The sequence below is a fragment of the Pseudoalteromonas sp. NFXS53 genome, assembly GCF_056629255.1.
Window position 1 is genome coordinate 149,054 of the sequence record NZ_JBWVBR010000011.1, and the last position, 12,060, is coordinate 161,113.

Annotated in this window: 11 protein-coding genes and 1 tRNA gene; 6 read left to right on the plus strand and 6 right to left on the minus strand. The window is 41.0% G+C overall.

Annotation, left to right across the window (positions count from 1 at the left end):
• Positions 1-48: 48 nt before the first annotated feature.
• A complete protein-coding gene (locus AC1HJP_RS13265; RefSeq protein ID WP_480362229.1) occupies positions 49-537 on the minus strand; it encodes a pilin in 489 nt (162 codons plus the stop codon).
• A 561-nt stretch (positions 538-1,098) separates the two neighbouring features.
• Positions 1,099-1,965: a carboxylating nicotinate-nucleotide diphosphorylase gene (nadC, locus tag AC1HJP_RS13270; protein ID WP_480362230.1), complete on the minus strand. Its 867-nt coding sequence runs from the start codon at positions 1,963-1,965 to the stop codon at positions 1,099-1,101.
• A 128-nt stretch (positions 1,966-2,093) separates the two neighbouring features.
• On the opposite strand from nadC, the gene ampD reads away from it, so the two are divergent.
• Both ampD and ampE read left to right on the plus strand, forming a co-directional pair.
• Positions 2,094-2,663 (plus strand): 1,6-anhydro-N-acetylmuramyl-L-alanine amidase AmpD, encoded by a 570-nt coding sequence (gene ampD, locus AC1HJP_RS13275; protein WP_480362242.1) that lies wholly within the window; start codon positions 2,094-2,096, stop codon positions 2,661-2,663.
• A gap of 7 nt (positions 2,664-2,670) precedes the next feature.
• On the plus strand, positions 2,671-3,522 hold the full coding sequence (ampE, locus tag AC1HJP_RS13280; RefSeq protein ID WP_480362231.1) for a beta-lactamase regulator AmpE: 852 nt from the start codon (positions 2,671-2,673) through the stop codon (positions 3,520-3,522).
• 28 nt (positions 3,523-3,550) lie between these two features.
• Here the strand turns inward: ampE and AC1HJP_RS13285 are convergent, their stop codons facing one another.
• Positions 3,551-6,055, minus strand: a complete 2,505-nt coding sequence (locus AC1HJP_RS13285) for a PilZ domain-containing protein (RefSeq protein ID WP_480362232.1) — start codon at positions 6,053-6,055, stop codon at positions 3,551-3,553.
• A gap of 206 nt (positions 6,056-6,261) precedes the next feature.
• On the opposite strand from AC1HJP_RS13285, the gene radA reads away from it, so the two are divergent.
• Positions 6,262-7,632 carry a DNA repair protein RadA gene (gene radA / locus AC1HJP_RS13290; protein WP_138479877.1) on the plus strand — a complete coding sequence of 457 codons (1,371 nt, stop codon included), beginning with the start codon at positions 6,262-6,264 and terminating at the stop codon, positions 7,630-7,632.
• 15 nt (positions 7,633-7,647) lie between these two features.
• On the plus strand, positions 7,648-8,571 hold the full coding sequence (locus AC1HJP_RS13295; RefSeq protein WP_480362233.1) for a hypothetical protein: 924 nt from the start codon (positions 7,648-7,650) through the stop codon (positions 8,569-8,571).
• Positions 8,572-8,647: 76 nt separating this feature from the next.
• On the opposite strand, the gene AC1HJP_RS13300 is transcribed toward AC1HJP_RS13295, so the two are convergent.
• Positions 8,648-9,145: an RDD family protein gene (locus AC1HJP_RS13300; RefSeq protein ID WP_480362234.1), complete on the minus strand. Its 498-nt coding sequence runs from the start codon at positions 9,143-9,145 to the stop codon at positions 8,648-8,650.
• Positions 9,146-9,397: 252 nt separating this feature from the next.
• On the opposite strand from AC1HJP_RS13300, the gene AC1HJP_RS13305 reads away from it, so the two are divergent.
• A tRNA-Leu gene (locus AC1HJP_RS13305) sits at positions 9,398-9,482 on the plus strand.
• A 304-nt stretch (positions 9,483-9,786) separates the two neighbouring features.
• On the opposite strand, the gene fldB is transcribed toward AC1HJP_RS13305, so the two are convergent.
• Positions 9,787-10,308: a flavodoxin FldB gene (gene fldB / locus AC1HJP_RS13310; RefSeq protein ID WP_058028865.1), complete on the minus strand. Its 522-nt coding sequence runs from the start codon at positions 10,306-10,308 to the stop codon at positions 9,787-9,789.
• A 79-nt stretch (positions 10,309-10,387) separates the two neighbouring features.
• Between fldB and xerD the strand changes: the two genes are divergently transcribed.
• Positions 10,388-11,314, plus strand: a complete 927-nt coding sequence (xerD, locus tag AC1HJP_RS13315) for a site-specific tyrosine recombinase XerD (RefSeq protein ID WP_480362235.1) — start codon at positions 10,388-10,390, stop codon at positions 11,312-11,314.
• 59 nt (positions 11,315-11,373) lie between these two features.
• On the opposite strand, the gene AC1HJP_RS13320 is transcribed toward xerD, so the two are convergent.
• On the minus strand, positions 11,374-12,060 hold a 687-nt coding region (locus AC1HJP_RS13320; RefSeq protein ID WP_480362236.1), incomplete at its 5' end, for a hypothetical protein.

The following is a 12,060-nucleotide window of genomic DNA, read 5'->3' on the forward strand; positions in this document are numbered from 1 at the left end:
TAACCAAAAAGGGCTGTATGAACAGCCCTTTAAGTAACTTCGTTATAATTAACGACAGCTTGCAGGTAGGTATTCTGGTTTGATGCCATTCTCTGCAGCTGAAGTACATTTCCACGCTCTTACTGCATTCGCACCATTAAAATCACCAGCTTCAAATGCCGCAGCGCCCGCAGCGTCTTTGTATGGTGTGAATGTAATAGAATCGAAATTAGAAGCACCTTCTACAAGTGCAGGAATACCTCTCGCCTTTACAGTGATTGCACCAAGAGCAGTTGTTTGAATAGATTGCACATACTGTGATACCGGACCAGTCGCATCTTCACAACCAAAGCCATTTGCTGCTTCCTTGCTAAGACCAACTTGAGATGCTTCAGATACGGCAGTTTTGCAAGAAGAAGCAGCTAAAATAACTTCGCTTACTTTAGAGCGAGTCGTATAATCTTGATAAGCCGGCAATGCGATTGCAGCTAGAATACCGATGATTGCAACTACAATCATTAGTTCGATTAGGGTGAAACCCTTTTGATTTTGCGTCATGATGTGTCTCCTAAAGGAAAAATGCTAACTCACCGTGGTAAGCTAGGTTATTAAATAGTTATAAAGTTTGTATCAATGGATAAAGTTTACACCCATTGTATTGCAAATTTATAGTGCTAACTCATTTAATGGGGCTCCCACTATGATGGCTGTTGATTGTTTGAAACAATATCTAAAACAATGTGCCATACATGGGTTGTTAGCGTACGTTTTACCTGTTTCTTTAAGGCTTAACGCATTACCACCATCTCAATTAAAGTTTAGATTTTTTATCTAATTAAAATCACCAATATTAGGTTATCGGCAATCTTGTATTTAAATAAACGGCAAACATAATTTTTTAATACTCTAATTGTTAAACTTGATATTAACAAGAGTAAATAAGAATTAATTCTTATTTTAAGAGCTGGAGCTAATTATTTAATACTGACAATGTTCTATATTAATTTATATCTCAAGGAAAAAATTAATAATTTGTTACCAGCATATCAAAACCCGCTCATTAAATTCTCTTTAAAATCAATTGTCAACATTTATGCACTTATCTTAGATTACAGCCAATTACACTTGCGTGTTATTGAAGCGCATTGATAGGTCAATACTCTGTACATTTTTAGTCAGTGCACCACTTGAAATGTAGTCGACACCTGCTTGCGCGTATTCGGCTAAGATTTCTATGGTCATATTACCCGACACTTCAAGTTTAGCGCGCTGTGCTGTCACTTCTACGGCTTGTTGAATTTGTGGCACGCTAAAATTATCTAGCATGATGATGTCGCTACCAGCTTCAATGGCTTGCTGTAGCTCGTCTAGGTTTTCAACTTCGACTTCAACTGGTTTGGCTGGGTGATTTAATTTGGCTTGTTTAACTGCGGCTGCAATACCGCCACAGGCTGCAATGTGGTTTTCTTTAATTAAAAACGCATCGAATAAACCAATACGGTGGTTTTTACCGCCACCACATGCCACGGCATATTTTTGCAATGCTCGAAGACCCGGCACAGTTTTACGTGTATCAAGGAGTTGAGTATTACTGTTTGCCAAAGCTTTTACATAATGAGCTGTGGTGGTTGCGGTGCCTGAAAGCGTTTGTACAAAGTTTAGCGCGGTACGCTCAGCTGTTAAGATGGCACGGGCTGAGCCTTTAGCAGTAAAGAGCTGGCTATTCGCTGCAACAAAATCACCATCATTGACGAGCACTTCAACTTTAACGCTTGCATCAACCTGTTTAAATACCTCTAAAATTAGGTCTTTACCACAGAATACACAGTCTTCACGCGTGATCACATAAGCGTTGGCTTGCTGCGCTTCAGGTATTAACTGCGCTGTGATATCACCATCGGCAGCCGATTGAAAGTTAAGATCTTCATTTAAAGCTTGTGTGACTAATTCACTGATAAGAGCAGGCGTAAGAAGTTGGTTTTGCATACTAAGCGTCACTTATGTTGTCTAATTGCATTGTGCGAGAACTAAATTTTACTGCTTCCAAGAGTTTAAGACAATCGCGCTAGTGAAATTTCGTAAAGCTTGTTAAGGTTAGCTTATTATTGAAGCAAATGGTTTTAACCGTGAAACACACAGAGTTTTGCTTGCCAAATTCAAGCTTTAGGGTGACGCAAAGGCCTTGTACTTTTTTTGATGAGAGACCCAATGAGCAAGATGTCAACTTGCTGGTGGTTCATAATATTTCTCTGCCCGCGGGGGAATTTGGTACTAAACATGTAGATGCGCTATTTATTGGTAATATAGATTGTGCAGCACACCCTAGCTTTACCGATTTAGAAGGGTTAAAAGTGTCAGCGCACTGCTTTATTAGACGAGATGGGCAAGTGCTGCAGTATGTGCCATTTAATAAGCGAGCATGGCATGCTGGTGTGTCGGAGTTTAAAGGTCGACAAAGGTGTAATGATTTTAGCATTGGTATTGAATTAGAAGGCACAGATACAACGGCTTATACCGATGCGCAATATGTCGCTTTGACTGCGTGCACACGTTACATCATGCAGCTGTATCCTGACATTACTCCAGAACACATCGTTGGGCATTGTGATATTGCACCAGGTCGAAAGACAGATCCTGGAGAAGCTTTTGATTGGCAAAAATTTTTTAAGTTGTTAAGTGAATGAGTAAATTATGATTTTGATCTCAATAATTTTAGCGCTGGCCATTGAACGGCTGGGTGCCAGAGATGCACATTGGCAGATTGATCATTATAGTAAAGGCTACCTCAATATGAGTCAGTCACTATTACAGAATAATTCATTATTAAAATCGCCATTTGCATTTGCGCTATGGGTTTTATTACCTGCTTTAGGTGTGTATTTTGTGATGGACTTTGCCGACTTCTTCCTCTTTGAGTTGGCATTAAATGCGCTATTATTACTTGTCTGTTTTGGCTGTGCTAAACCACGCGCTTTGTATAAGGGCTATTTGAATGCGCTTACGCGAGGTGACAGTGAAGGGGCAACGTTATATGCACTTCAGTTAGGGCAACACCGTACTGAAGATCAACAAGGCGGTGAATGGGTGGGTCAAACGCTAGCTTGGGTCAACTTTAGACATTACTGTGCGGTAATTTTTTGGTTTGTTGTGTTCGGAGCCCCAGGCGCAGTGATGTATGCTGTGACGCGCAGCTTATTCGACCAAGCTCAGCAAAGTGAACAAAGTGTACTGACTGCGCGCAGTAGCGTATTAGCCGACATGCTGTATTGGTTGAACTGGTTACCGGCGCGCATTACCAGCTTTGGTTATCTGATCATTGGTAACTTTTCGAAGGGCACAGGTTGTTGGCTGAAATATGCGTTAGATTTTAAAACCCCGAACCGTAAAGTAGTGACCAGTACAGCGCTTGCTGCAGAGCAAATCGAACAGCAATACGCGGGCTGTACTTACGAAGCAACCTGTATGATGCGTTTGGTTAAGCGTAATATTTTGTTTTATTTGGCATTGATAGCCTTGCTTACACTGTTTGGTGGCGTTGCTTAAAACGTCTTACTCAGACAGCGAGCAATAATTACATAGGAAGCGACTCAAACCAAAGTCGCTTTTTTTCTACCATTTTTTCGATTAAGTTACCTTCAACATCAAGTGTTGGGATCACTTCATCGGTAATATCGATAAGGTCGCAGACTCCTGCCACATTCCATAATGACTCTTCTAAATCTTTTGCCTTGTGAAGTGCATAATGGCTTACATATTTCAGTTCATTTGCTAAGTAGTCGGTATCTGGGCGACCTGTTTTTGATACCTGTAGTTGGAATACAAATAAGATCTCTTTTCTGAGTGCTTTTTTGATAAATAAAAAAAGGCTATCAAGTGAGTCTTCATCCCTCAAAATTTGGCTTTTGACGGCGTCAGTTAGAGTTTTCTTGTCTGGATCAAAGCGCATAAATAGTGTGTATTTGAGCGGCTTGTCTTGTCTTGTTTGTTTACGCAGCGCTTCGGAAAGTTCATCTTCAATAAAATTGGCAGGAAAAACCGGCGCGATTTCTATTTGCTCATCACCGCTTTGGTTAAAGTGCTCTAAAACTTTGTGCAACTTGGTAGAGTAAAGGCCTCGGCCTACAGCACCAATGTTAAAGTGCGCTGACTCTTTATGTAAGTATAAAGGAAACTGGCACACACTCTTGGTGATCATATTACGCAGTGCTGTCGATAACCCAGGGATCTTTGGCGTCTCCTCACAGGCTTGCAGCTTGCTCTTATTTTTATCAATGAGTTGCGTAAAAAACTCAATAGCAGGGTGCTTATTTTCAGATACCTTATGTACCTTTAAATTAATGATCGTTTTTGATTTACTGACCGCCATGACTTGATAGCGTAAGTGTTTTAAATCATGTTTCTTGGTGATTTTCTGTAATTCTGGCAAGTCGATGTAAACCAAGTCACCTTTTTTTGCATCAGTTGGCGAATGAAGTTCAACCTGAAGGCCCATAACAGACAAGTCACGGGTGTGACCTTCGATTACAGTTTGGCTGTCTGCATGAAAAATAGTGCCCGTTTTATAGAGATAGCGTTTATGCGCGCGCAGATTCACATATTCTAGTGCTATAACTTCCAGTGCTGGCGGAGTGGGTGACTTACCATGACCAAAGTGTTTGAGTAAATTGACTTGCCCAGCATCATATTGATGCTTTTTGTATTCTGCGGTGCGACGCGGATCTGTAATATCAGTCAGTAGCATCAGATTTTGTACGTCTTGAATAAAGCCTTGTACGCGAGGTGTTGGCCTTTTATTCAATTTTTCGAGCGACTTTCCGGCACTGGCAGGAAGTGACAGCGGAATAAAAGCATCTTCATGGAAGCTTGGCATGATCTGTACTTTAAAAGCGCGCCAGCTGTCTTTTTGTGCGCCAAATCCAAAGAACAATGGATTAAGACTAGGCTCTTGCTTTAATTCGAAATCAAAGGCCGAATAATAGTAAATTTTACCGCCGTTTGAGTGCGTAAAAGTATATAGAACCGCTTCTTTTACTGGGCTATGAAGGCTATTTAAATAGGCCAATCGCTTTTGGTTAAAAATACTATACAAACACGATTTTTTTCTTTCATCTTCAAAGTAATAATGAATGAAAGCATTATTTTCGTTGGTCAGTACCATTGAAGGGAGTGTGAGTTTGTCATTCACCCTGCTAAGAAATACAAATAATGAGCTGACTCGTGGCAAATAGTATTGCTCATAGCCTTTGCACACAACCGCATCCATGGTGTTATCTAAATTGATTTTATAACGGCGCTTGTTACCGTGTATGAAGCTATTTAAGAATTCATCAAAGCCCTGATTGTTCTCAACAAATGTTCGCTTTAAGCGTACAAATTGATATTCTTGGTTTACCGGCTCAACGGCAACGACTTCGTATTGAATACCGCCTTTAAGACCAAGTTCAAAATCTTGTTCAAGTCCTACTAATCGAATGCTCAGTAATTGGCCTTTCTCAAAAACAGCTTTCGGGTGCACTTTGATCTTCGCACCGCTTAGTGAAATATCAGATGTATTGGCAGAAATAATATTATTCTTAGATACTTCAACCGTTATCTTAATTGAATAGTTCATTCGCTCTTCAATACGACTTTCATAAGAAGCGAATTTGATTAACTTTGCCCCATGTGTGAGTGTGGGCATTGGTGTGTCAGCATCATCTTGCGCTTGCTGTTGTGCGCGCTTTTGCATGACCCTAAAGTTATTATCTGTATTCATGACAGCTTCATAGACAGCCAGCGTGTATTGCCCATGCTTGGCAATTTCTTGCTCAAACACTGCGATGGCTAAATCGTCCATAAAGTGCTGCTTACCATCATGAATATAAGGTTTTACTTCACCAGAAACCTGCCCGCGTAAATCGATAAATCGTGCGATAGGTTGAGATAAGCGAGACATTTCCATTTTGATCAAAAACTGATCTGGCTTAGACAGGTGGGCTGTTTTTTGCGCAAAGAGCCCATCAAAGCCAGGCGAGCCTAACTGTTGCTTGAGTTCTTCTATCAAAGATTGATATTGTTGCAGCTTATCTTCAGCCATATAAAACCATTTTGCGTACCTTAGGAGTTGCCGAGTTGCCAACTTAGGTATTAATTTTTCTTTTAGATTACTTAGTTAATACTATGACAATAATTGAACATAGTTAACTTATTCTTGAGCATAAAATTAGTAAAGTGCCAGATTTATATGGCAAAACTGAATATAATTTTACTCCGCAAATTTTAAAGCAAAAAGTGTGCCTTAGTATGGGAAAGAAAAAAACAGCATTTGTATGTAGTGAGTGTGGTGCCGAATTTGCCAGATGGCAAGGGCAGTGCTCAGAATGTAAGGCTTGGAATACTGTCACTGAGTTTAGGGTGCCCAGTGTTAAGTCAGCACCTCGTAGCTCAGCGATGGCAGGTTATGCGGGCATGGTTGATGCTAAGGTACAGACACTTGATGAAGTAAACCTTGAGAGTTTACCGCGTTTTTCTACCGGCTTTAAAGAATTCGATCGTGTGCTTGGTGGCGGTGTTGTGCCCGGCAGTGCGATTTTGATCGGTGGCTCACCGGGCGCTGGTAAAAGTACCGTTTTACTGCAAACCATGTGTTTACTTGCCGAGTCGATGAATACTTTATACGTCACAGGTGAAGAATCACTGCAACAAGTTGCCATGCGTGCTCACCGTTTGGGATTACCCACCAATAAATTGAAAACCCTGGCGGAAACCAATGTTGAGACAATCTGCCAACTGGCTTTACAAGAAAAGCCGAGCATTATGGTGATTGACTCAATTCAGGTGATGCATATGAGCGATGTGCAATCGGCGCCGGGCAGTGTCTCACAAGTGCGAGAAAGTGCCGCTTACTTGACGCGTTTTGCGAAGCAGAACCAAGTGGCCATTATTATGGTTGGTCACGTAACCAAAGACGGCACTTTAGCGGGCCCCAAAGTATTAGAACACTGTATTGATTGTTCTATTTTATTAGAAGGCAGTAGTGATAGCCGCTTTAGAACATTACGCGGTAATAAAAACCGTTTTGGTGCAGTGAATGAATTAGGCGTGTTTGCCATGACAGGGCAAGGTCTAAAAGAAGTATCTAACCCGTCTGCTATTTTCTTGAATCGGGGTGAAGAGCAAACGCCGGGTTCTTTGGTTATGGTCATTTGGGAGGGCACACGCCCGCTACTTGTTGAAGTACAGGCTTTGGTTGACTATTCCCAGCTAGCAAACCCGCGTCGTGTTACCGTTGGTTTAGAGCAAAATCGTTTAGCGATGTTATTGGCCGTATTGCACCGCCATGGTGGTTTGCAAGTTTCAGATCAGGATGTGTTTGTGAATGTAGTTGGCGGGGTAAAGGTATCTGAAACCAGTGCCGACTTGGCTTTGATCACCGCGCTGGTATCGAGTTTTAAGAACTTCTCACTCGATAGACAACTGGTTGTTTTTGGCGAAGTTGGACTGGGTGGCGAAATTCGCCCTGTACCTAGTGGTCAAGAAAGATTAAGAGAAGCCGCGAAACATGGTTTTAAACGTGCTATTGTACCCAATGCCAATAAGCCGAAGGAGCTTATTGAAGGGATGGAAGTTATAGGCGTGAACAGTCTAAGCGAAGCCCTGGACGCGTTATTTTAATCAGGAAGTTAAAACATGAAAAAACCGCTTATCGCGATTGCTGTTATTGGCACAATAGCAGCGGGTTACGGTGTAACTCAATACAAAGCCAATGAAAAACTAAATAACGAGATTGCTAAGCAGATCTCTGTTTTTGAAGAAACATCTGGTTTTTCTGTTGATTACAAAGAAGCAAATTACTCATTGCTTAGCCAAGAAGTTAGTCTGAAAGACATTCAGTTTAAAGGCCCTGAAGGTGAAGACCTTGCAGTGATTAACCAAATCATCATTGAAGGCTATGAAACTGACAAGATTAGCCCATACACATCAATGGACTTACAAGGTTTGCGTTTAGCGCAGCCTCTTATTGAGCAAGCACAGCAAACAGCACCTTCAGAGTTATTAAATGCAAGCTATGACATCACTTCAAGCTTAAAGTATGACGAAGCCAGCGGTAAGAGCGACTTCGACATTGGCTTTGTTGCTGGTGAAGTTGCCTCTATGGATATGGCCTTCTCATTAGGTAACTCAAAGTCACTGATGGAAGTGTCGCTTGAGTCGCAAAAATTACAATCGCAAAGCCCACTGACCATGGAGCAAGAGCTTCAACTTCAAAGTAAAATGATGATGGCAATGCAAGAGCTGCAACCGCAATCATTCAACTTTACTTTCAATAACAAAGGTCAGTTTGATGCGGTTGTTGAGAAGCAACTGTCTGCGGTTCAATTAGATAAACTGACGTTTGTACAGCAAGCACAGATGCAAGTAGACATGCTGCCGCTTGCTGAAGATTCAAAGTCTGAATTAATGAACTTTGTAAATGGCTTAAATAGCTTAAATATTTCAATGCAACTAAATGAAAACAAAGCGGTATCGCAACTTGCAATGGAATTGGCGGGCTTAGCTCAGCAGCCTGAAAAGTTAGCAGAGTTTCTTAACTTACAAGTTAAAGGTAGTTAAGCAACTGCATTACTTTAGCTTAATATTGAAAAAGGCTTCAGATTTGAAGCCTTTTTTGTTTCTTTCGTTTTTAGTTCTAATCTAAGCTGTTATAGACTCGCTTGTTTTCTTCTTTGCTCAGTAACAATACTTCTGTGCCACAGATCATATCTTGTAGCGCACGCTTTTGTTTAAAGTCGACCAGTACCAGTAAATTACCTAAGCCTAATAATGCGAATAAGCTACGTGCCATGGCTTTCGGCCAAGATAGTAATTGACCGTCGGGAGTTTGAACTTTTAAACGCCAAGCTCGCATACCAATGGTTTGACCGCTTTTAGTCCAAAAATAGCTGAAGAAAACCATACTGACTAAAACTAACAATACACTGCGAAGGCCGTATAGCAGAGGGGTGGATTGAATCAGTGCAGATACATCTTCATGATTGCCTAACGAAATCATACCTAACGAAATAAAGCCCTGAATAATGAGTAGGTAAGCCACGGTAGTTAGCATAGCAAACGCGATCACGACTAAACCGTCATACATTAAAGAAGCAAGTCGGCGCATTAATCCAGCGCGAGGAAATTCAGACATCTTAGCCAACACTTAAATAAGAAAATAATGCAGCTATTTTACACAAAGCCAGTGAAAATGGCGAAACTGCTGTTTATAAAAGTTAAGCGATTAAAATATCAGCAGTTAAATGGAGCAATAAAAAAATTGCTTGCTCCCACTAGGGGATGTTTGTATAGTGTTTTGCACAGAGATGAAGGCACAGAAAAAAAGCCTGAGCTCAAAGTGGTTTTTCTTTATTTTCTCTTGGTTAGAAGATCAAAGAAAAATTATGCCAGTGTGATGGAATTGGTAGACATGACGGATTCAAAATCCGTTGCCTTCGGGCGTGGCGGTTCAAGTCCGCCCACTGGTACCACTTTTTATATAACCCTAACCGTTTGGTTAGGGTTTTTTTATGCCTGAAATTTGTTGAAAGCATCGCACTTTAAAACTTCGGTAGCACCGCCTGTACGTCGGGTTATTTATTTTACTATTTATTGAAATTAACTTGGGCGCCGCGCAGGTGGCGCTAATACAGGTTAAGAGCCCGCACACTGCTAGCACTTTTTATATAACCCTAACCGTTTGGTTAGGTTTTTTTATGCCTGAAATTCACGTAACAAAAAGCCGCGATAAATAATGCGGCTTCATCTACACTTTTTTAGCTTTTAGCTTTTAGCTTATAACGTCTCACTATACTCAGTAAGTACTTGCTCAACCCAAGTAGCAATGCGTTCTTCACTTTTTTCGTACTGGCTGTCTTCATCTAAAGCCAAGCCAACAAAGTGCGACTTATCTTCGGTGAGTGCTTTTGAGGCTTCAAACTCATATTCATCGTTATTTGGCCAGTAGCCTAAAAAGGTCACACCTTGTGGTGCGATTTTATCGTGCAGCATGCCAAGGGCGTCTTGGAACCATTGGCCGTAACCTTGCTGATCGCCCATACCGAATAGCGCGATGGTTTTACCTGCTAGGTCGACGTTTTCAATATCGTCCCAGATTGATTCCCAATCTTCTTGTAGTTCACCAAAGTCCCATGTCGAAATACCGAAGATTAAAAAATCGAAATTTTCAGCGTCTTTTAAGTTCACATCTTTAATGTTGAACATAGACAGGGTGTCTTTGCCGATGATGTCTTGAATTTTTTCAGCGGCCATTTCGGTGTAACAGGTGGTAGAACCATAGAATAAGCCAATTTGCATGCGGTTTATCACTTCTTATAAGGCTGATATGATGGGGCAAATTTTACCTGATGACACTTTAAATTGATACAGGCGACCAGTGAGCGATTTAGCAGATTTTGAAAATGACATAACCGAGCAAGAAGATGTGATAGAAGCATTTATCGATGTGCTTTTTCTTGAGCATGGCTTGAGTGAAAATACCTTAGCTGCTTATCGCACCGATTTAGAAAAGTGCGATGCCTTTATGAGAGCAGAGCAAGGTAGAGAAAGTCTACTTGAAGTGACGCAGCAAGATGTCGAACAGTACTTGGCACACCGAGTCGATTTGGGTTTAAAGCCTCGGAGTACTGCCAGAGCGATCAGTGCATTAAAGCGTTTTTATTTACACTGGGTGAAAGCGCAAAAAATTTCAGCATCACCTATGGTCAATATCGCATTACCAAAGACTGGTCAGGCAATCCCGAAAACGCTGACTGAAAACGAAGTTGAAGCCTTACTTGATGCGCCTAATGTTGAAGACCCTATGGGGCTTAGAGACAAAGCCATGTTAGAGCTCTTATATGCAACAGGTTTACGTGTCACTGAGCTGGTGGGTTTACGTATGGAGCAAATTAATTTGCGCCAAGCTGTGGTGTTAGTGCGTGGTAAAGGTGGTAAAGAGCGCATGGTGCCGATGGGAGAAGAAGCGCAGCACTGGATAGAGCTATTTATACAGCAGGGTCGTGCTTTAATGATTAAGCATGCCACTGACTTTGTTTTCCCATCAAAACGTGGGATAGGTATGACTCGTCAAACTTTTTGGCATAGAATCAAACACTATGCTATTTTGGCAAACATAACGTCGCCATTATCGCCACATACGTTACGTCATGCCTTTGCAACACATTTGTTGAATCATGGTGCTGACTTACGAGTCGTGCAAATGATGCTGGGCCACAGCGACTTATCGACGACACAAATTTATACCCATGTAGCGAGCGAAAGGTTGAAATCGCTGCATCAAGAACATCATCCTAGAGCTTAAAACTTAGAGTAAATATTGCCAGAGTAACTATATAACTCTGGCAATATAAGTTGATTCTTTTAGTCGCCAGGACATGGGCCCTCAAAAGAAAACAATTCATTACCATTTAAATCGTAATAAGTGTGTTTACAAAACGAGCCTCCATCGCCCCCTCCACTTAAAGGAAAGTGATTTAAACTAGGCCCTTTATAACCAGAACCATCCGGGGTTGAATATTTGTTTCCTGTTGGGCTAGAAACTGTTTTTGCAAAGGTTTTATCAATGGCTTCTGCTAAGCATTTTGAAAACGAATTTGCGTTTAAAATACCATTTTTACCACCACTTGATCTGAGAATACCTAACGGGTATCCCCCAATTGATGTTGCTCTTTCATTTGTTGAGACCTCAACCCAACCGTCAATTAGCTTTAGATCAAAAACAACTTGGTTCTTTTTACCTTGGCCATAGTATTCAGATTTATAAGTAAAATCAGTAATCACGTTTTTTGTTTTGTCGACATACTCGACAGTTCCGCCAATACCAAAAGAGCTTAAAGAAGCTTCAAAGTTTGCTCCTATTATTCTTATGTATTGAAAAGTGCCTTTAAAATTTTCGTCTATTACAACTTTATCATTCGCCTCAACTTGAATGTTTGCTTTTGCTGTTAGGTTATGGGCTAAATTCATTGCCTTCATCTCAGGGCTGTTGGCACAGCTACTCATTATTCCCACTGAGTTTTCATCAATAATGGGGTGAATTGATTGAGA